Origin of the sequence: Paenibacillus sp. FSL K6-1217 (assembly GCF_045040735.1) — a bacterium.
Classification (GTDB): domain Bacteria; phylum Bacillota; class Bacilli; order Paenibacillales; family Paenibacillaceae; genus Paenibacillus_AQ.
The window spans coordinates 911,071-931,731 of sequence record NZ_CP150271.1 but is presented as its reverse complement, the minus strand read 5'-3'; the positions used below and the strand labels follow the sequence as shown (position 1 = coordinate 931,731).

The following is a 20,661-nucleotide window of genomic DNA, read 5'->3' as shown; positions in this document are numbered from 1 at the left end:
ATCCCCTTCGGAAGGTTGACTCTAGATTTTCTCGTTCAGCACTGCGTTTTCCTTGTCGTCTGCGTTCATCCGGTTGATCTGGTCAGCCACCTTGTCCAGACGCTCCAGCTGATAGCCGTAGTCATAGATGGCCGCCGCCACCACCGAAAGCCGGAGCTGCCCGGCCTTCTGCGGATCGTAACCGTCAATGGCGGATTGCAGGAAGCGGTCATTATCCTCAGCCAGTGGCTCGGAGTCATTGGCCCCGGGCTTCAGCTTATCCTCGAATTTCAGCAGAATATACTCATGATACTTGATCAGCTGCTCCAGATGGTGGTCGAACAGTTCATCGGTGTGTCCCGTCCGGTCTGCCTGGAAATAATGCCGGTCAATCGCCTCCAGCACCTGATATCCCTTTTGCAGCGAATTCAGCAGGTTTTTGTAGACCACCATCTGCCTCGTCTGACTGTATTTAGCCCTGCGGAGCTGCTTCTGCTCCTCCTCGAATAAGGCGTATTTGTCAGCCAGCGCTTTAATGGAGCCCTCCAGGCTGTTCTTCTCATCCCGGAAGACACTTTCCTTCATCTCATGCGACACCGCCGTCCGCAGCAGCAGCGACAGGCTGGTGAACACATTCTCGATCTGCTGGATGTACTGCTTGCGCGGCTGCGGCGGAAATACAGAGATATTGATAATAAAAGCCGACAGAATTCCAGTCAGGGTCAGCAGGAACCGGGTTAAGGCGAACTGCCACTGGCCGGATGCCTCCATGACGGAGATGACTGTAACCAGCGTCAGGCCGATGGTGTCGGCACGGTTCATTTTCATGCTGATCATAATCACCAGGATACATACCAGCCCGACCGCAATCGGTTCATTGGAGAGCAGCATTCCGCCAAGCAGCGCTATCACGGCCCCCATCGTGCTGGTCTGGATCTGGTCCAGGAAATACCTCCATGATCTGTAGATGGACGGCTGCATGGCAAAGATTGCCGCAATGGCCGCACCGACAGGAGAGGCGAAGTTGAGTAGAACGGACAGATAAAGGGCAAGCGTTACGGCCATTCCTGTTTTGAGTATGCGGGCACCGAAAGCCAAGTCCATCCCTCCCAAGAAGCTTGAAGCTTATCATTATTACTGCGGATGTCCACCCATTATGTATATCCTGCAGGCAATCGGTTAATCTCTAATCCTTCCACACCATTTATTACCCATGAACTGCACTGGCGAATTTTAGTATGGCTTAAGCCGGGCTTCAGGATTCTTTCAGCTTTCTGGGAATACTGTTATACCAGGCAGCAACCACTACCATTAGAAGAGGTGTATCCATGAAAAAAACGATCCGAACGCTAATCGCATGGGCAGCAGCCATGTTGCTAACTATAGCTCCGGCTGCCGTCTACGGCGAGCAGCTGCCCAAAGGTACTGCCTCCCCTCCTCCGACTGCTCCGCATGCCGGCAGAGAGCATACCCCTCCCCGCAGCGGGGAGCGGAATCTCAGGGCCGGAGGCCATTTCATTATCAGCGAAACGGCTGACCTGCTCGGAATGGGCCGCGAAGAGCTGATTGCCAGTCTGAAGTCGGGCAAGACGCTGGCCGGTCTGGCCCGGGAGAAGAAGGGCTGGAGCGAAGACCAGTATGTCCAGAAGCTGAGCGAAGCCGCCAGCCTGAAGCTGGACGGATTCGTCAGAGAAGGCAAGCTGACGCAGGAAGACGCAGCCAAGCTGAAGCCGGGCCTGCCGACGCTAATCAAGCGCAGCCTCCACCGCGCGGCCCAGCTTCACCAGGGCAAGCCGTCACAGCCGCCTGCTGCAACGAAGGCGCCCTGAACGGTCGTCGCATATTCAGGGAGACAGGGCCATCCCGGCCCGGTCTCCTTACAGACTTATGTGGCAGGCAAGAGAACAGGCTACGAATGCCCGGAAATTACTTTTTCCGGGCATTCTTTGTGTGAGGCGGCTTCCCCGCCTGGCGCTGCTTGTGATTCCGGTAAGCCTCGAAGCAGGCAGCCGACAGCATCAGCCAGGCTCCGCTCGCAGCATACCCGCCGAACACATCACTCGGATAATGCACGCCCAAATAAATCCGGCTCCAGCCGATCCCCCCAGTCATCAGCACAGTGAACAGAATCAGCAGCAGCCGCTCGCTCCGGCTGTGCATATGCCGCCACAGCAGGTAGGCAATGACTCCATATAACGAGAAGGCCGCCATCGAATGCCCGCTGGGGAAGCTGTATCCGGCCTGTTCAATCAGCCTGTGGATGGTTGGACGCTCCCGGTGGAACCACAGCTTCAAGAGCGTATTCAGCAATTGGGAGCCCAGGCCAACCCACAGGAACAAGGCAAGCTCCAGCCGGTGCTTCAGGGCGAAGAAGAGAATGAGCATGGTCAGCAGGGATATCCCGACCGCCAGCTTCGAGGAGCCGACCAGCGATAAGCCTTTGGCCAGCGCGGTCAGCGGCGGGGATTCCATCGATTGTACGAACCGGATAACCGCATGGTCGAAGCCCTTGGCGAAGTCCAGCTTAACCATTAAAGCGATCACGATAAAAGCCAGCAAAAACCATATAAACCACCGGAATCCGCGGGACCAGTAATGATAATATAGCATAACTACCCCCTTGTCTATTTGTCAGGCATTATGAACACATTTCCTGGGATGGTCTGTCCCGTGTTATAATGTCCTGGAGAAATTATTTTAACTAAAGATGGAGTGCTGCCAAGTGGAAAGTCTAAAATTGCAGGAACGTTTGTTGAACCAGTGCATCTCAACCAAGATGCCGGTGACGATTTTCACAACTAACGGAGTCAAAATGCAGGGACTGATAACCTCTTACGACGCTTATACGATCACCTTGCAGGGTCAGGGTGACGGAAGACAGAACGTACTCTTCAAATCGGCCGTCTCCACAGTGGTGCCGCTGAAGCCCGTCTCGCTCAAATAAGCTGTCTGCACGGCGCACATTCTAACCTAAGCTCTTACCAATGAACTGTCTACGAACTCAAAAGGAACACCGGAGCAGCATCCCGGTGTTCCTTTTGCCGTTGTCTCCTCAGGTCCAGCAGTGGCAGGCAGCCTGTCCTACGCGGGGAAGACCGCCGGCATTACGCATACCGGCTTAGACAGCTCCGCAGTATGCCCGGTGAAGCTCAGACGGCCGCTGCCCTGGTCGAGGGAAAAGACGACCAGATTATTGCCGTCCCGGTTGGCAACAATCAGATAGGCACCATCCGGTGTGACCGAGAAGTGACGGGGATGCCCGCCTCTGGTAGATACATGCTCCACCAGGGTCAGCCCGGCTGTCTGCGGATTCACGGCATATTGAACGATGCTGTCATGTCCGCGGTTGGAGCCGTACAGATATCTGCCATCCTTGGAGAAGGCAATCTCTGCACAGCTGTTCTGGTCTGCCCCCTGTCCTTCAGGCAGCGTGGATACCGTAACAGCCGTCTTCAGCGTTCCTTCCGCAGCATCATACAGGAACGAAGTCACCGTGCTGTCCAGCTCATTGATTACATATGCAGACTTGCCGTCCGGATGAAATACGAAATGGCGCGGCCCTGCCCCGGCATGCAGCGGGGTATCTCCAATCGCTTCAAAGGTTCCCGCGTCTGCATGAATCCGGTAGCAGCGGATCAGATCCAGTCCCAGATCCGAGACGAACAGGAAGCGTCCATCGGGGCTGAAGATCGCCGAATGCGGATGCGGACGGTCCTGGCCCGGCGTTGCCCCCTGTCCTGTATGCTGGGCGGTATCCGTCAACGCCACAGGCAGCCCGTCCTGATCCAGCGAGAGGAGTCCGACCGATCCCCCGTGATAGCTGCACACGACAAGATGTTCATTCTTAGCATCCCGGTTAATGTTACAGGTCGTGCTCTGGCCTGTGCCTTCGGAAGGCATAGTCTGAATCCGCTGCAATTCACTCAGCTTGCCGGTCTCAGGATCGATAGCGAAGGTTATAACCTCCCCTTCCTTGCCGCCTGTACCATTCGGCTTCTCCCCTATGGCATACAGCTTCCGCCCGGAAGGGTCCACATTCACGAACGTTGGATTCGTCAAGCCTTCTGCGGTAGCCAGCCGTTCAAGAGTCCCTCCTGCTTCACCGTCAAAAGCAAACACCTGAACTCCGCTCTCTTCTGCAGTGGCATATGAACCGGTAAATAACAGCAGCTTCGTCTTCTCGTTCATCTAGAATTCCTCCTCCATGTTAAACAGCCATCTATATAATTTACATTTTTTCGTGAGGATTGACAAATGCAACGGAAAAAATGACAAAAAACATTTCAAAAATAAGACTTCTCAAGCCGTTCAGAGTATGATATAATGAAAGCGCTAACATTAATGTTATTAATCAAGATAAAGGGGGAACACGAATGAGCAGCCTGCTGGAAGCCAGAAATGTATACGAGGACTTCGAGGTGGAGACAGACATTCTGTTCTTTAAGGTCGGGGACCATGACCTGGTCATTTTTCACGGCAGAAACTACAATATTAAAAAGAGAATGACTGCCGAGCAACTGAACCGCTTATTGTCGAGCAACAGCTATTATCATGTGTACGGCGGCTGCTACGTGAATCTGAACAAGATCAGCTCCATTGAGGACGACTGCATCTACTTCGGTGAAATGGGCCTCTACGCCAAGTCGGTACGGGTTCCACGACGGAAGCAGGAGAATATCCGTCATCTGCTTAAGGGACTAAGCTCTTAAGCCGGACACCTTGTCCGCAGACCTCTTGCACTATTCAATGATTCATTACCGTCTCTCTCATCAGGCCGGAGCGCATATGGGGACACCCGTGCTGCTCCGGTTTTTCCTGTGTTTAACCTGTTTCTTAATGGAATCTTAAAAAGTAATTCTGCTTTTTTATACTTTCTTAAGGTTTGGAATTCTGTTTTCTGGTAAAGTTGTAGAAAGACAGGCACCACCTATATTGAAGGGAGTCATTAATTATAATGGACAAAAAAGATTTCAATGAAAACGAAAAGCTGGAAAAAGGCATTACGCCGGAAGAGAATGACGCTTCTGTGATTACTCCGGAAGATACCATTGAGCCTGCCGGAACAGTCCCTGTACCGCAGGAACCTGTACAAGCCGCAGGCGGGCCTGGCAAACCGCAAGCTCCAAAAGTTGAAGAAAGCGTTCCCGTGATGAACAAAGTCGGCGGCGGAGGTACTCCTCCTTCTTCACCTGCTCCATCCGGCGGCGGCAAAGGCTGGATGATTGCTTCGCTCGTTCTGGCAGCAGCACTGATCGTAGTGCTGATTGTACAGCCCTTCAAGAAGGATGACAGCAAAGTTGCAGTTGCTTCCGTGAACGGAACAGACATCACCAAAGCGCAGCTGTATGATAAATTGGTTGAAGCCGGCGGGGAATCCACCCTGCAAAACCTGATTACCACCACGCTGGTGGGCCAGGAAGCCAAGAAAGCCAACATTAAGGTTACCGATGCCGACATCAACGAAGAAATCGAGAACCTCAAGACCCAGTTCGGCGGCGAGGAAGCTCTGAATAACGCCTTGCAGCAGAGCTCGATGACCATCGAGGACCTGAAGAAGCAAATGCCGCTCCAGGTTGAAATCCGCAAGCTGGTAGAACCGAAAGTAAAGATTACCGATGAGGAAATCTCCAAATATTTCGAAGAAAACAAAGCGAAATACAATCAGGAAGAGGAAGTTCGCGCTTCCCACATCCTGGTGAAGACCAAGGAAGAAGCCGACGCCATTGTGAAGCAGCTCAAAGAAGGCGGAGACTTCGCCGCACTGGCCAAGGAAAAATCCGCTGACACCGGCTCGAAGGACAAAGGCGGTGATCTTGACTTCTTCAAACGCGGAGACATGGTTGCTGAATTCTCCGATGCTGCCTTCAAGCTGAAGGTTGGCGAAACCAGCGGCGCAGTGAAATCCGAGTACGGCTACCACATCATTAAGGTGACCGACCACAAGGATGCCAAAGAATATACACTGGCTGAGAAGAAGGAAGAAATCAAGAAAACCCTGATGTCACAGAAGGTATCCGAGATGTCTGCTACGTGGCTGGCTGATCTGAACAAGAATGCCAAGATCACTAATACGTTGACCGACAAACCGGATGCATCCGCTACTCCGGCAGCCAGTGAAGCTCCTGCTGCGGCAACGGAAGCTCCTGCAACAAAATAATGAATGCTATATTGGTGTACAAGCTATAACCATGTAGAAGGATAATTTATTATGTGAAACATATAAATTCTTATATTTAAATAAAGAGGACAAGCGGATGAACGCTTGTCCTCTTTATTTGTGTTCAGATGTATGCCTGAGCAACATCCGTACAGAGTGAGCGGCTATTGCCCTTTTTTGCGGATCTGCTTATCGTGATTCTCGCCCCACTCCTTAGCCTGTGCGGTGGCAATGGCTATCGCCCGTCCCTCCTCGTAGCCTTCCTCCAGCAGGGCGTTGGCAATCTCCACCGCCTTGTTGCGAACAGGGGCCATGAAGTTCTTCAGTGAATCGGGGTAGTTATCTTTATCCCATGGCATCATAAAAACCTCCTTGATCTGGCTATACTCATACTTAGCCGGATCAGGGAGGTTCTAAACTGCTTATCGCAAGGTTTCCTTACTTGACGACCTTCACACGTTCTTCAATCGGCTGGAATTCCTTCTCGCCTGGAGGAGTTAAGGTCTTGCCGAATGGCATCTGGGCAATCAGCTTCCAGTCTGCCGGCACGCCGAAGGTCTCTTTCACTTCATCATCAATCAGCGGATTATAGTGCTGTAGGGATGCACCCAGACCGGCTTCTGCGAAGGCTGTCCATACTACGAATTGCAGAATCCCGGAGGACTGGTTGGACCAGATCGGGAAATTCTCAGCATACAGGGCAAAATTCTCTTGCAGATGCTTCACCACTGCCTGATCTTCGAAGAAGAGCACGGAGCCGTAGCCCGCCTTGAAAGAGGACAGCTTCTGGGCAGTGCCTTCGAATTGTTCAGTCGGAACGATCTTACGCAGGGTCTCTGCCGTAATGTCCCACAGCTTATCATGTTGCTCGCCCAGCAATACTACTGCCCGGGAGCTTTGCGAATTGAAAGAAGTTGGGCTATGTAGAACGGCCTCTTCAACGATCTTCTGGATCTGTTCATCAGAGATGGGGGATTCTTTACTGATGGCGTATATGGAACGTCTGCCTTTTACCGCTTCAAAAAAAGTCTTAGACATAAAATAACTACCTCCATTTAATTAAGTAACTTACTTTTTTTAATTATAACACTTTCCCTACCTGAATACAATGCATCCTTCACAACTTTTTCCTGTACCAGCTCTTTATTTGCATATCCGCTCTTAGTGTCGCTGAATTGACTTCATTTATGCACCTTCCACTATTTTCTATAAGCTATTTACGAGGTTTAGAAACAACGGCCAACATATCGTATATACAACCCGCTCCTAAATAAGCTACAATAATTCAGCTAAAATACAGAAAGAAGGTCAAGCTATGCGCACCTCTCTTCACGGCACAACCCATACGGTGAAGCTCACCTTAATGTTGCTCCTGTCTTCCCTTCTCATCCTCAGCGGGTGCGAAGACTCTGCTTCTTCCTCCTTGAACGCTGTTCCAGCAGCAGCCGGGGCGGCCGGGACCCCTAATGATGAACCCGGGAAGCCCGTATCCTTCTGGGTCGCCACCGATACGCATTATCTGGATAAAGCCCTGGAGGATGGCGGTTCAGCCTTCCAGACGTATGTCACAAGCGGCGATGGCAAAATGCTTCCTTACAGCGATGAGCTGACCGAAGCTCTGGTCCGGGATGTGCAGCTGAACAAGCCGGCTTTTCTCATTCTGAGCGGCGACCTCACCAATAACGGTGAAGCGGGCAGTCATAAGGAGCTGGCAGCGAAGCTGCACCGGATGGAGGCTGCCGGAACCCGTGTCTACGTGACTCCGGGCAACCATGATATCAACAACCCCTGGGCCAGATCCTTCGACGGTGACAAGCAGGTCGTTGCCAAGCATATTAATGTGGACGATTTCCTGCGGATCTATGACGATTTCGGATATAACGAAGCAGTCTCTCGGGATAAGGACAGCTTAAGCTATGTCGTGAAGGCCGCTCCCGGCCTTTGGCTGCTGATGCTGGACAGTGCCCAGTATGCGCATAACGAAGAATATAATTTTCCGCAGACCGACGGGCGCCTGCTGCCCTCCACTCTTGCCTGGATTGACGACAATGTGAAGCAGGCCGCTCAGGAGCATGCCTCTATTATTACAGTGATGCATCATAATCTGCTGAGCCATACCTCCATGGCCGTATCCGGGTTCAAGCTCAATAACAGCCAGGAGACGATGAAGGCTTTTCGCAAAGATGGGCTAAATCTGGTATTATCCGGGCATATTCATATGCAGGATATTCGCCGCGATCCCCCGGAAGCTTCGATAGATCCGGCCTTGCCTGTCTATGATATTGCCACAAGCGCCATGGCGGTGAATCCGCACCAGTACGGCCGAATGACCTTCGATCCCGCTTCACGTGCTGTGACCTACCAGACTGCTGTGGTAGATGTTGACGGCTGGGCCAAGGCCAACCATCAGACCGATCCGCACCTGCTGAACTTCAAAGCGTATGCAGAGCAGATCTTCGCAGACAATTCGTATGAGAAAGCGATGAACCGGCTGAAGGAGAGCAGCTTCACAGAAGCGCAGAAGCAGTCGATGGCTGAGGTGATGTCGAAGCTGAACGTGAAGTATTTTGCCGGGAAAGCTGCGGATTCGCTGGAGGAGATCCGGGCGATGCCGGGATTCAAGCTGTGGGAGAGTATGGAGGGCGGCTTCATGTCCGGCTACATCCGCAGTATGGCGGAGCATGCAGAAGTGAGCAATACCTCGCTGGAGATGGTTCTGACTACACAATAATTAACAGCAAGCTTAAGAGTGGAGCTCGAAGCAGGGTCGGAGCTGCAGTGAACATTTGGACTTCCGGCCGCTGTTGTCCCCAGATTTCTTGATTTTAACCACTGTTCGTGGTAGAAATCCGGTGACAAAGGCGGTCGCTAACGCTCTACAGTTCCAAATTCCCCCTCGCTTCTTTTTGCTTTTTGTTTACGGATAACAGGGCTATACCTTGTGCTTACTTTGCGGTTCGCACTGGAGTAATTAGAAAGAACGTTGAAGAAAGATCATTCAACGGGTGTATAACGATCGGGCTCATTTTGCCGGTGAATCTCAAGCGTATGAACTCACTACTCGTGCCGCGAAGAATGTCCGCAACATATTTTCCATTTAGCGAGATCGTGAAATCCTCCCCGTTCTTCTCAAGTATAGCTACCGCATCCTCAATATTTCCAATATCTGCAGTTTGGGATAACAAATGCAATCTATTGGAAGTAGCCTCTAACCTTATAATACTTTCACTGGCCAATACCGTTGTCCGTTCGACGGCTTTTAACAGAGGAGCTGTTCCAATGGTAATCTCTGATATAAAAGTATGCGGGACCACATTGTGCAGGGATGGGTACTCTCCCTCAATCAATGCAGATTGCACCAGGATATTGTTAGCAGTGAATCTAACATGACGGTGACTCACTTCAACTTCAGTTGTTCTGTCCCCGCCGTCCATGATTTTAACTGCTTCCACTAAATTTCTGCCAGGAATAATAATATGCCTATCCATCTCTGCTTTATGTTCAACATCCATAGTCCGGGAAGCTAGACGAATACCGTTAGTAGCCGTTAACTGTAGCCGATGATTTCGATATTGAAAAGATACTCCGGTCAACACAGGCCTATGTTCTGATGAAGAAGCTGAACCTGCCACCTGCTGAATGGAAGACTTCAATTGATCATTATTAACTACTAATTTGAGTGCAGGATTACTCTCTCCCGGGTATATGGCCGGATAATCCACAGCATCCATTCCGCATAACCGAATTCGTGTATGTTCTGAGGAGATGGTGAGCATTAAGGAACTGTCGACTTCCAAAGTAATCATCCCAGAATCAGACTTACGTATTATTTCGCAGAAATACCTTGCCGGTACCACCACTTCCCCAATTCTGTGAACCGTCAAAGATGTATCTTCCCTGGGGATGCGGTAATGGATAGTCAGACTGCTATTGCTAGCGGTAACTATCAGTTCATTGGCTAGAGCTTGTATATGAACCCCTGCCAGTATGGGAATCAGTTGGTTCGCCGGCACAGCCTTTAGCACTAGCTGAAGAGCTTTGAGAAGAATATCCTTACTTACGCTGATCCTCACTAGCTTCACCCGTTTCCACAAGTTAAATTACAAATTACTGGACTCAATCAGAGACCGGATAAGCTCCGATCGGGACAATTTATGCTCCGCGCAATGCTGCTCGACCTTTTCCCAAAGCTCATTAGTTAAGGTTACTGAGACTTTTTTGGTTACACCTATGTTCTTGCGGCCCGCTCCCTCCCGGGGACCTCCTCTTGCAGACATAAAGCCCAATTGACCTTCTTTATTGGAAAGACCTATTTTTAGATCACTTTGAGTCAATTTGATCTATCCTCTCTTTTTTTTGATTTAAGTTACCTTTTTCAATATTCATATTACTATTTTATCATACGATCAATGGGCTTACAATGTTAGGAATGGATGATTCTGGTGGCGAAAAAAAACACAACAAAAAACTGACCTTGCAAAGTTGCAACGGCCAGTTCTATATAGAGCAAACTATTTTAGTATCCTTAAGATTTAGGCAGCCTTACGATCACATTCCCCCGACCACCATTCCACCCGCAGCACCGGCTAACACCACCACCCAAGGCGGCAGCTTCCAGAAGACCAGCATCACGAACAGAATGACAGCCAGGGCGAAGTCGAGAGGCGCGAGGATGGCTGTGGTCCACAGGGGGTCATACCAGGCGGCAAGCAGAATGCCCACCACGGCGGCATTGATTCCGGTTAAGGCTCCTTGAATCCGCGGATTTCTTCTTAGGCTGTTCCAAAAAGGCAATGCGCCCGCAACCAGCAGAAAGGCTGGCAGGAAAATAGCGAGCGTGGCCACGATGGCCCCGGAAACCCCGGCAGTCATGGCTCCAAGATAGGCTGCAAAGGTGAACAAAGGACCCGGTACAGCCTGCGCGGCTCCGTAGCCCGCCAGGAAATCGGCTTGGCTCACCCAGCCGGTAGGGACGACCTCTTGCTCCAGCAGCGGAAGGACGACATGTCCACCGCCGAATACCAAGGCCCCGGAACGATAAAAGCTGTCAAATATCGCAAATCCTCCCGTCTCCGCCGTTCCTCTTAGCAACGGGAGTACAATCAGGAGTGCGCCGAATAAGACTAGACAAATGATGCCGGAGGACCGGCGAACGGGGATTAGAAGATTCGTCAGATTCTCCGCAGCATCGTGGCGGTACAGCCATAACCCGGCGATTCCTGCTACAGCAATCGTAAGAATCTGACTGTAACCGGTCTGCCATACTAATGTAACAGCCGCCGCTATCACCGCGATGGTCACTCTTTCCCGGTCCGGGGTCAGCTTCTGCCCCATGCCAAGGATGGCCTGGGCAACAATCGCTACCGCCACGATCTTCAGTCCGTGAATCCAGCCTGCACCGGCGATATCATAACCTTGCAGCAGGAAGGCAAAAGCGACCAGCGCAATGACCGAGGGCATAGTGAAGCCCAGCCAGGCCACAATACCGCCCAGCCAGCCTGCCCGCATTATCCCGATGCCAATCCCCACCTGACTGCTCGCCGGACCCGGAAGGAACTGGCAGAGCGCCACCAGGTCGGCATAGCTTCGTTCATCCATCCATTTCCGCCGCCGGATATACTCATTGTGGAAATACCCCAGATGGGCAACTGGTCCGCCGAAGGAGGTAAAACCCAATTTGACCGATACCAGCAGGACCTCAAGTAACGCTCCAGCCTTCCCCCTCCGATGGTCTCCCGGCACCGCCTGCTTCTCTGCTTGCATACCTATTGCTCCCTTGACCCTAGAATATATATCTCATTCCAGATTATCATCCGAGTTCAAGCATTAGATAAAAGGTACAGCAGTGTTCTGTAAATGTTCTGTAAAAGTGCGTATTGTCTCACTGTACGCTAGTTGCAGGGCTGAATGATTCTATGGTGTAAGCTTGACACGATCCAGCCGATCGATCAGCTTACGGAGGCCAGCTTCATCTGCTCCATACAGGCGGACGTCCTCTCCAAGCAGCTTATCAATCTCTTCTCTCGTAAACTTGAAGCTGTAGGTTATCCCTTCATCAGCAAGCGAGTAATTTATAATATCCGCGTTATCAATCAGGCTGAACAACAGGATCGAGTTGTTCAGCAGAGGCTGCCGGTTTAATGCCTTAAGGTCATCGCTCCACATTCCGTTGATATCGTTCACAGTATAATTAATAGTTAATTCATACGGCCGGGAGTCCGTGGTCAGCTCCATGCCCGCCCTCTCCAGTCCCTCCGGCAGCGGCATCCCACCAAGCAGCGCGCTGACTTTACTGGCATCTCCTATATACATTGTTTTGCTCTCCAGCAGCTGATCCACCGCATAACCGGAATCTGACACTTGCGCCGGGGGCTCCACAGTCTGGGGATTGGCCGTACATCCAATAAGCAAGAGCACAATAACCAGGGTACAAGCGGCCATGCTCCTTGAGGTCGGTTGACGGTATGCGAGAATATGCTTGATCCGGGCCTTCACATTGCTCTCTCCAAAAGCCAGCGGGCTGCCCGTCATAAGCCCGCTTCGGCGCACCGAGAAACCGAGGAGGGAGCCGGAGTAGCTGCTTTTAATCTGCGGGCCCAGCTTCCGGATCACCGCTTCATCACAGGACATCTCCATATCCTTGCTCATGAGTACAAAAGACAGCCACATCAGCGGATTGAACCAATGGAGAATGACCAGCAGGAACATAAGCGGCTTGACTAAATAATCCCGCCGGTCAATATGAGTCTGCTCATGCAGCAGAATATGGGACAGCTCCTGTTCACTCATTCCGGCCGGAATGTAGATCCTTGGCTTCAAGAAGCCGAAGACGAAAGGAGTCATAATCTGGTCGGTTTCAAAAACATGCCCCTTCACAAGGGTTGCCGTACGGACTCTGCGCATGATTCTGACATAAGAGAACACGCTGTACAGCAGCAGTGTTATAGCGCCTATCAGCCAGATCATACTGCCGGTCCACAGGATGATCTGCACCGGATTCACGCTTGCTGCAGGTGCAGCCGGCGGAAGCAGGCTGTTCAACAGACTTCCCGCAGAAGCCGTTCCGGTGTCCACCGCAGGCTGCGCCTGTATGCCCATGTTCTTCGGAACGAATTGCATCTGTCCTGTGCCGGACGAGCCCGCAGGCCCTGCCAGCTTCAGGATACTGAAGCTTGAAGTGAAGCTGACCGGAAGGATCAGCCTGATCATTACTGCTGACCACAGCATATAGGAGAAGATTTTGGGAGCACGCCGCAGCAGGACTCTCGCCAGCATCACGGCGACGGCCACATAACTGGCGGTAATGCTCATGTTCAGAATACTGATCCACAGGTCCGTCATTGGGAAGCCTCCTCGATAATCCTCTTCAGCTCCTCTGCTTCCTTGGCCGATAATTTCTTATCCCCGAGAAAAGCAGTCAAAAACTGCGGCAAAGACCCGCCAAAGGCTTTGTCCACTACCGTCTGGCTTTCGTGCCGCAGAGCCTCCGACTTCGGGATGACAGCTGTGACCATTGCCCCCTCATTCCTCAGAATTCCCCGCTCGCATAGCTTTCTTAATACGGTATAGGTCGTGGACTTCTTCCAGCCCAGCGCCGAGAGACTTAGCTTCACGAGCTCTGTAGAATTAATAGGCTCATGGTCCCAGATCAGGCAGGCGAATTTATATTCGGCATCGTATAATTTGTACGGTTCCATTTCGTTCACTCCTTATAAGTTTACTGTAGTAGACCTAATGATGCTAAGTCTATTACAGTAAACCTATATTGTCAAGGTGTCTCCCGGTAACTCCCCAAGTGGAAACAGCTTTGCCGTCCTTTGTAAGGACGGTACCGTTTCAGCGTGAAAGAGAAGGATAAGTTATCTTGTGAAACCTATAATTTCTTATATTTGCACAAAAAAGCCGGAACCGCCTGATTACTCAGGGGTCCCGGCTTCTTGACAATTCTTACCTCTTACGAATTACGGACGGTCAATCCAGATATAACCGTCATCTTCAACCTCAACGGTGGCGTGCAGGCCTTCGGCCAATACGCGCAGCGGCACATTAGCATCACCGTATTCATCTACGAATACCGCCAGTGGAAGCTTCACGGTCTTGCCGGCAATGATTGCCTGCGCGGAACCGATTTTGAATACGAGCTGATCGCCGTATACATCATCGGTAACCTTGATTGACCGGTTGGCTCCATCCCACTCTACCTTAGCGTCGAGATCCTCTGCGACATAGCGCAGCGGCACATAGGTTGTGCCATTCTTCACGGTCGGATAATAATAATCATCGTCCGGTGCGATCATCAGGCTCTTGGTGGTGATTCCCATATCTTCTTTGAGCAGCTTATAGACCTGTGAATTAGGGTCGAAGTTTCTCAGGGTCTCCCCTGGAGTAAGATCTCCCTTGGAATAATCAATGGCACCTGTGGTGCTGATCGGATCAGCCGTTACCGGACCGTTGACATTCCAGGTCTCGGACACCAGCTTCATGCTGATGCTCTGCAGCGGCAGATCTTCACTGGCCGGAAGAGCGACATTGAAGTCAATGTTCTGTTTGCGGACATGGAAGCCGCTGTCTACGAAGATATCTGCACTCAGCTTCGTATCCTTGCCGAGAACAGTCTTCAGTTCAGGAGTTGTCTCATAGAGGTTCTCCAGCTGCTTGTCATAGACGAGCAGCAGGGCATCCACAGCCAGCTTGGCTGCATCATGCACTACGGTGACTACCCCTTCCTTGTCTTCAAGCGGAATATCGCCCAGACCGATGCTGTTCAGGTCTTCCGCTCTGTCTTTGATCAGCGGATACATGTAATCATACAGTCCGCTGATCAGGGCTGTGAAGCCTTCGGTATCCTTCGACACAGATCTCAGGAAGCTCTTAAGCAATACCGGAAGCTCTTCCCCTGTAATTTCCGTATGTAGCTTAGTCAAGCTGGTTGGCTGGCCGTATACGGATTCATTAACTGATGTCACTGTGATCGCACCCGGATTCGGAAGATTCTTGATCACAAACTGGGAAGCCAGCTTGGTGAATTCCAAAGTCTTGGCAGGATCGGTTGCTTCAAGGCCAAGCAACATCTCATTGCTTGTAAGCGGCATGTAGAACGGCTGCTTCGCGCCTTCTGCTGTGAAGACGAGGTTCTTCTGGTCCGTGTAGAGGGAGAAAGGAATCTTCATCGTCTTATAACCCACAACCCCCGTTGCCGAGACATTGCCGTTATCCTGAACCTTCACATGGCCAAGCGTAAGCGATAAGGAATTAATAAGATCAATGATTTCCCGGTCCTCTGCGGTAATGCCTGCTGCAGGAACAGCGTTCAGGGTCATCGCAGTGCTTGATTCAGAGGATTTGACATCCAGATCCCCCAACAGTGCCTTATTGACATCGAAGCCGCCAATGGATTGGCAGCCTGACAGAATCAGCAGCAGGGCGAGAATCGGCACCAGCCATTTGGTTCTTGCTTTCATTTTCTTCATAGCATGTCTCCTCTAGCTCATAATTTGGCAACGTACCTATCATCTCAGAGGAGCATGGATTTGTAAATACAGCACCCGGAAATGATGAACCATCATACGCTAAATAAACTCCGCCACTCTATAAATACCCATTCCTTGAATAAGAGAAACTTTACCAAGGCAAGTATTGCCAAATGGGCCGGATAAAAGCACCACCAGACCCAGCGCGGCAGACGTTTCTTCTCCAGCAGCCTCCAGAAGGCAGGGGTCAGCGCAATCAGGAGGGTAGGAATGATACTCGCCATCTGTACCAGCCAGTTATAATAGAACAGATAGAATACATTCAGCGCCAAATGCGCCAGCACCAGCACGTATGAACGGGTATACCGGAAGATCAGCACCAGCAGCAGGCCGTAAGCGTTGTAATCGAGCGGCAGAGCATCCATCAGCAGCACAGCGACTACCACTACCGGAATACCCGCCCACAGATTCGGCAGCTTATCTAGCAGGGCAAGGACTAGTGCTGAGATCAGCAGGGTAAATACGACATTCCAGCCTCCCGGATGAATCGCCAGATTGTACGGAATCTGTGCCAGCACAGCGATGACCAGCAGCCTCCGCAGATAGCGGGGTCTGGAGGAGGTATGGATATAGCCTTGCGCCAGCGCGTAGCAGTAGATCGGGAAGGCAATTCTCCCCACATATCTCCAGGCAAGGTCCCCCGGGAAAAAAATCAGGCCGACATGGTCAATCAGCATGGTCAGCATGGCAATAATCTGCATCTGTAGCCTCCTGTTACTATATAAATTGAACTAATGATTAACTTAAATTTTAGTTCAAACTATATAGCATGAAATATAAAGCACCTTAGGTGCTATTATCCATGCCAGAGGCAGATGCTGCAAGCTGCGCGGGAACACTTGAACGACAGGCAAGCCGGACCCGCTCCCTCAGGAGCAGTTCCGGCCTGTTTTATCCTTAGTTCAAGCCGTCTTCGACTTGTTATAGATATCAAAGCCTACCGCCAGCAGCAGCACCAGTCCCTTGATCCCCTGCTGCCAGTCTACGCCAAGGCCGACGAGCGACATGCCGTTGTTCATGACGCCCATGACCAGACCGCCGATAATGGCACCGACCACGGTTCCGATTCCCCCGGACGCCGAGGCTCCGCCGATGAAGCAGGCAGCGATAGCGTCCAGCTCGAAGTTGGTTCCGGCCTTGGGGGTGGCCGAGTTCAGGCGCGCCGCGAAGACCAGACCGGATAGTGCTGCAAGTACACCCATGTTGACGAAGACCCAGAAGGTCACCCGTTTGGTTTTGACGCCGGAGAGGCTTGCCGCCTTCTCATTGCCGCCCAGGGCATAGATATGCCGCCCCATGGTCATATGGTTCATGACGAAGGAATAGATCACGATCAGCACCATCAGAATGACAAGGATGTTGGGAATCCCGTTATATTGCGCCAGCACATAGGTGAACAGGTTGATAACGATCACCAGCGCCGCGGCCTTGGCAACGGACATCCAGACCGGGGATTGCTCAAAGCCATATTTCACCGTAATCCGGCGGCTGCGGATTTCCTGATAGATCACCAGCAGCGACAGCAGAACACCGATGATCAGGGTCAACACATTCAGCGAACCCCCGCTGGCGACATCAGGAACGAACCCGGAGCTGATCTTCTGAAACGTCTTGGGGAACGGGGCAATCGACTGCCCGTTCAGCACAATCATCGTGAGGCCCCGGAACAGCAGCATGCCCGCCAGGGTAACGATGAACGCCGGGATTTTGACATAAGCGACCCAGAAGCCCTGCCAGGCCCCGACCAGCGCGCCCATCAGCAGCGAGATCACTACGGCCAGTACCGGATTCAGCTCCATATCGACCATCATAATGGCCGACAGGGCGCCGATGAAGGCGGCTACCGAGCCAACGGAGAGGTCGATATGACCGGTGATGATCACCAGCACCATCCCGATGGCCAGCACCAGAATGTAGCTGTTCTGCAGAATCAGATTGGTCACGTTCAGCGGCTTCAGCAGAATGCCGTCCGTCAGAATTTGAAAGAACACCGAAATAAAAATCAAGGCAATGATCATGCCGTATTGGCGGATATTTTTTTTAAACAATTCACTCATGGCTCCCATGCGGTGTTACCCCCTGCTTCGTGTCATAAATTTCATTAATAGCTCCTGCGTGGCGTCCTTCCGCTCCACTTCCCCGCTGATCCGCCCTTCGCACATGGTGTAGATCCGGTCGCACATCCCGATAATCTCCGGCAGCTCGGAAGAGATGACCAGCACGCCCTTCCCCTCTGCGGCCAGACTGTTGATAATGGAATAGATTTCGTATTTGGCTCCGACATCGATCCCCCGCGTAGGCTCATCGAGGATCAGAACATCCGGCTGGGCGTAGATCCATTTGCTGAGCACCACCTTCTGCTGGTTGCCGCCGCTGAGATTCACGGTTTTTTGCAGGATGCTGGGGGTCTTGATGTTCAGCTTCTTGCGGTATTCCTCCGCGACCAGCACTTCCTCGTTCTCATTAATCACGCCATGGCGGGAGAGCTTCTTCAGGCTGCTGAGCGAGATGTTCCGCTTGATATCGTCGATCAGGATCAGGCCGTAATGCTTGCGGTCCTCGGTCACATAGGCCAGCCCGCTCTCAATTGCCTTGCTGATGTTATTCAGATGCACTTCCTTGCCATGCATAAAAGTCTGACCGCTGATCCGCTTGCCGTAGGACTTCCCGAACACGCTCATCGCCAGCTCCGTTCGTCCTGCGCCCATCAGCCCGGCAATGCCGACCACCTCGCCGCGCCGGATGTGGAGATTGATCTGATCCAGCATTTTGCGGTCCGCCTGCGTCTCGTGGTACACATTCCAGTCCCGGATCTCGAAGATCGTCTCGCCCGGATTGGGGGTGCGCTCCGGATAACGGTTCGTCAGATCGCGCCCGACCATGCCTTTGATAATGACATCCTCGGTAACGGCATCCTGCTTCATATCCAGGGTCTTGATGGTCTGTCCATCGCGCAGAATCGTGACGGAATCCGCTATCTTCTCGATTTCGTTCAATTTGTGGGAAATGATAATCGAGGATATTCCCTGCTTCTTCAGCTCCAGAATGAGCAGCAGCAGGTTCTCGCTATCATCCTCATTCAGCGCCGCTGTCGGTTCGTCGAGAATGAGCAGCTTCACTTCCTTGGAGAGCGCCTTCGCGATCTCTACAAGCTGCTGCTTGCCGACCCCTATCGTAGAGACTCCTGTAAACGGCGATTCCTTGAGGCCGACGGTGGTTAGCAGCTCCTTGGTCTTAACCGTCGTTTCGTTCCAGTTGATCACCCCGCGCCTGGCCTGTTCATTGCCGAGGAAGATGTTCTCCGAAATCGACAAATACGGAATCAGCGCCAGCTCCTGATGGATAATCACGATCCCCAGGCCCTCGCTGTCCTTGATATCCTTGAACTGGCATACCTGCCCCTGGTAATAAATATCCCCTTCATAGGTCCCGTGCGGATACACGCCGCTCAGCACCTTCATCAGCGTGGATTTGCCTGCCCCGTTCTCCCCGCAGAGGGCGTGAATCTCGCCTGCCTTCACCTGCAGATTAACGCCAGAGAGCGCTTTGACGCCGGGGAAGGTCTTCGTAATGTTTCTCATCTCCAAAATAATCTCACTCAAGTGTCTCACCCAGCTTTCCTTGTGACTGTGCAACGGTTCTCCGGCGGCTGTCCTGTTTCACGGCTGCCGCCGGGTGCCCGCTGGACCTGCAACCTTGACGCCTATTGTCCCAGCTGTTCCTTGGTGTAGTACCCGCCGTCGACCAGCACTTTATCCACGTTGCCCGCATCCACCGAGACCGGCTCCAGCAGGTAGGACGGGACGATTTTGACCCCATTGTCGTAGGTGGTGGTATCGTTGACTTCCGCTTCGGTTCCCTTCAGCACACTCTCGGTCATCTCCACAGCCTTCTTGGCCAGCTCACGGGTATCCTTGAATACCGTCTGGGTCTGCTCTCCGGCCAGAATCGACTTCACCGAAGCCAGCTCGGCGTCCTGTCCGGTGACCACCGGCAGCTTCTTGTCACCGGAGCCGTAGCCTACGCCCTTGAGCGAGGACAGAATACCGATGCTGATGCCATCGTAAGGAGACAGGACGGCATCCAGATTATCGCTCGCATAGTTCGCACTCAGCAGGTTATCCATCCGTGACTGGGCGGCGGCGCCGTCCCAGCGCAGCGTAGCTACCTTATCCATCGTGAGCTGCTTGCTGCGGACCACCAGCTTGCCGGAATCGATGTACGGCTTCAGAATCGACATGGCGCCATCGAAGAAGAAATAGGCGTTGTTGTCATCCGGCGATCCGCCGAACAGCTCGATGTTGAACGGGCCCTTGCCGTCCTTCAGGCCCAGCTTCTCTTCGATGTAGGAGCCTTGCAGCACGCCCACCTTGAAATTATCGAAGGTTGCGTAATAGTCTACGAATTCACTTTTTTTGATCAGACGGTCGTAGGCAATCACCTTAACATTGGCGTCATGCGCCTTCTGCAGCACATCCGTCAGCGCCTCGCCGTCAATTGAAGCGATTACAATCGCGTTCACGCCTTTGGTGATCATGTTCTCAATCTGCGAGACCTGATTCTCCACGACATCCTCCGCATATTGCAGATCCGTACCGTAGCCCAGCTTCTCGAACTCCTTGACCATGTTGTTGCCGTCATTCACCCAGCGCTCCGAAGATTTCGTCGGCATCGCAATGCCTACCTTGCCCTTGGAGGTGTCCCCGCCACCGGAAGAGCCGCCAGCGCTGCTGGTCGATGAATTTGCGCTGTTACCGCAAGCAGATAAGATGAGTACCAGTGTTAGCAGAAGCGTGATCATTGAATATCTTTTCATTCCTGCACTACCCCCTGAACTATTCTGATGTCTTCCACAGGTGATCCCGTGTGACAAATCGAGTATAACAACCAGGGGCGGGTGCCGTATTTACACTGAGTCTACTGTTTTTGTGAAAATATAACTTATCTGAACGCTACTTTAATGACTACAGCACGCCGTTGAACGAAATCATCCGG

At 52.1% G+C, this 20,661-nt stretch carries 20 protein-coding genes; 5 read left to right on the top strand and 15 right to left on the bottom strand.

Annotated features, from left to right (window positions below; genetic code table 11):
• Nucleotides 1–21: 21 nt before the first annotated feature.
• Entirely contained in the window at nt 22–1,077 is a 1,056-nt protein-coding gene (locus MHH28_RS03855; RefSeq protein ID WP_405112033.1) for an FUSC family protein, read from the bottom strand.
• Between the two features lie 230 nt (nt 1,078–1,307).
• Between MHH28_RS03855 and MHH28_RS03850 the strand changes: the two genes are divergently transcribed.
• Nucleotides 1,308–1,808 (top strand): hypothetical protein, encoded by a 501-nt coding sequence (locus tag MHH28_RS03850; protein WP_405112030.1) that lies wholly within the window; start codon nt 1,308–1,310, stop codon nt 1,806–1,808.
• 97 nt (nt 1,809–1,905) lie between these two features.
• Here MHH28_RS03850 and MHH28_RS03845 read toward each other — a convergent pair whose 3' ends face one another.
• Nucleotides 1,906–2,589, bottom strand: a complete 684-nt coding sequence (locus MHH28_RS03845; RefSeq protein WP_405112027.1) for a phosphatase PAP2 family protein — start codon at nt 2,587–2,589, stop codon at nt 1,906–1,908.
• A gap of 112 nt (nt 2,590–2,701) precedes the next feature.
• Between MHH28_RS03845 and hfq the strand changes: the two genes are divergently transcribed.
• Nucleotides 2,702–2,923, top strand: a complete 222-nt coding sequence (gene hfq, locus MHH28_RS03840; RefSeq protein ID WP_173126423.1) for an RNA chaperone Hfq — start codon at nt 2,702–2,704, stop codon at nt 2,921–2,923.
• Nucleotides 2,924–3,060: 137 nt separating this feature from the next.
• Here the strand turns inward: hfq and MHH28_RS03835 are convergent, their stop codons facing one another.
• Nucleotides 3,061–4,167: a lactonase family protein gene (locus MHH28_RS03835; RefSeq protein WP_405112024.1), complete on the bottom strand. Its 1,107-nt coding sequence runs from the start codon at nt 4,165–4,167 to the stop codon at nt 3,061–3,063.
• A 185-nt stretch (nt 4,168–4,352) separates the two neighbouring features.
• Here MHH28_RS03835 and MHH28_RS03830 point away from each other — a divergent pair, with 185 nt between their 5' ends.
• Both MHH28_RS03830 and MHH28_RS03825 read left to right on the top strand, forming a co-directional pair.
• Nucleotides 4,353–4,688, top strand: coding sequence for a LytTR family transcriptional regulator DNA-binding domain-containing protein (locus tag MHH28_RS03830; protein ID WP_173126417.1), 336 nt, complete (start codon nt 4,353–4,355; stop codon nt 4,686–4,688).
• A gap of 245 nt (nt 4,689–4,933) precedes the next feature.
• Nucleotides 4,934–6,136 carry a peptidylprolyl isomerase gene (locus tag MHH28_RS03825; protein WP_405112021.1) on the top strand — a complete coding sequence of 401 codons (1,203 nt, stop codon included), beginning with the start codon at nt 4,934–4,936 and terminating at the stop codon, nt 6,134–6,136.
• Nucleotides 6,137–6,300: 164 nt separating this feature from the next.
• On the opposite strand, the gene MHH28_RS03820 is transcribed toward MHH28_RS03825, so the two are convergent.
• Both MHH28_RS03820 and MHH28_RS03815 read right to left on the bottom strand, forming a co-directional pair.
• Complete coding sequence (locus MHH28_RS03820; protein WP_405116826.1) at nt 6,301–6,495, bottom strand: DUF2188 domain-containing protein; 195 nt, start codon at nt 6,493–6,495, stop codon at nt 6,301–6,303.
• A gap of 79 nt (nt 6,496–6,574) precedes the next feature.
• A complete protein-coding gene (locus MHH28_RS03815) occupies nt 6,575–7,174 on the bottom strand; it encodes a nitroreductase family protein (protein ID WP_405112018.1) in 600 nt (199 codons plus the stop codon).
• Nucleotides 7,175–7,451: 277 nt separating this feature from the next.
• On the opposite strand from MHH28_RS03815, the gene MHH28_RS03810 reads away from it, so the two are divergent.
• A complete protein-coding gene (locus tag MHH28_RS03810) occupies nt 7,452–8,867 on the top strand; it encodes a metallophosphoesterase (RefSeq protein WP_405112015.1) in 1,416 nt (471 codons plus the stop codon).
• 214 nt (nt 8,868–9,081) lie between these two features.
• On the opposite strand, the gene dnaN is transcribed toward MHH28_RS03810, so the two are convergent.
• The 10 genes from dnaN to chvE all read right to left on the bottom strand — a co-directional run bounded on the left by dnaN (nt 9,082) and on the right by chvE (nt 20,482).
• A complete protein-coding gene (gene dnaN / locus MHH28_RS03805; protein ID WP_405112013.1) occupies nt 9,082–10,209 on the bottom strand; it encodes a DNA polymerase III subunit beta in 1,128 nt (375 codons plus the stop codon).
• Nucleotides 10,210–10,236: 27 nt separating this feature from the next.
• Nucleotides 10,237–10,413, bottom strand: coding sequence for a ribbon-helix-helix protein, CopG family (locus MHH28_RS03800; protein ID WP_405116824.1), 177 nt, complete (start codon nt 10,411–10,413; stop codon nt 10,237–10,239).
• A gap of 271 nt (nt 10,414–10,684) precedes the next feature.
• The gene (locus tag MHH28_RS03795; RefSeq protein ID WP_405112010.1) at nt 10,685–11,899 is read right to left on the bottom strand and encodes a chromate transporter; all 1,215 of its coding nucleotides are present in this window, start codon (nt 11,897–11,899) and stop codon (nt 10,685–10,687) included.
• Between the two features lie 150 nt (nt 11,900–12,049).
• Nucleotides 12,050–13,477 carry a M56 family metallopeptidase gene (locus MHH28_RS03790; protein WP_405112007.1) on the bottom strand — a complete coding sequence of 476 codons (1,428 nt, stop codon included), beginning with the start codon at nt 13,475–13,477 and terminating at the stop codon, nt 12,050–12,052.
• Nucleotides 13,474–13,833, bottom strand: a complete 360-nt coding sequence (locus MHH28_RS03785; RefSeq protein WP_405112004.1) for a BlaI/MecI/CopY family transcriptional regulator — start codon at nt 13,831–13,833, stop codon at nt 13,474–13,476. The genes MHH28_RS03790 and MHH28_RS03785 overlap by 4 nt, the downstream gene beginning before the upstream one ends.
• A gap of 264 nt (nt 13,834–14,097) precedes the next feature.
• Nucleotides 14,098–15,606 carry a copper amine oxidase N-terminal domain-containing protein gene (locus MHH28_RS03780; RefSeq protein WP_405112001.1) on the bottom strand — a complete coding sequence of 503 codons (1,509 nt, stop codon included), beginning with the start codon at nt 15,604–15,606 and terminating at the stop codon, nt 14,098–14,100.
• Between the two features lie 92 nt (nt 15,607–15,698).
• A complete protein-coding gene (locus MHH28_RS03775) occupies nt 15,699–16,367 on the bottom strand; it encodes a TraX family protein (RefSeq protein ID WP_405111998.1) in 669 nt (222 codons plus the stop codon).
• A 201-nt stretch (nt 16,368–16,568) separates the two neighbouring features.
• On the bottom strand, nt 16,569–17,732 hold the full coding sequence (mmsB, locus tag MHH28_RS03770) for a multiple monosaccharide ABC transporter permease (RefSeq protein ID WP_405111996.1): 1,164 nt from the start codon (nt 17,730–17,732) through the stop codon (nt 16,569–16,571).
• 6 nt (nt 17,733–17,738) lie between these two features.
• On the bottom strand, nt 17,739–19,247 hold the full coding sequence (gene mmsA / locus MHH28_RS03765; protein WP_405111993.1) for a multiple monosaccharide ABC transporter ATP-binding protein: 1,509 nt from the start codon (nt 19,245–19,247) through the stop codon (nt 17,739–17,741).
• A 122-nt stretch (nt 19,248–19,369) separates the two neighbouring features.
• On the bottom strand, nt 19,370–20,482 hold the full coding sequence (gene chvE / locus MHH28_RS03760) for a multiple monosaccharide ABC transporter substrate-binding protein (RefSeq protein WP_405111992.1): 1,113 nt from the start codon (nt 20,480–20,482) through the stop codon (nt 19,370–19,372).
• Nucleotides 20,483–20,661: the final 179 nt, after the last annotated feature.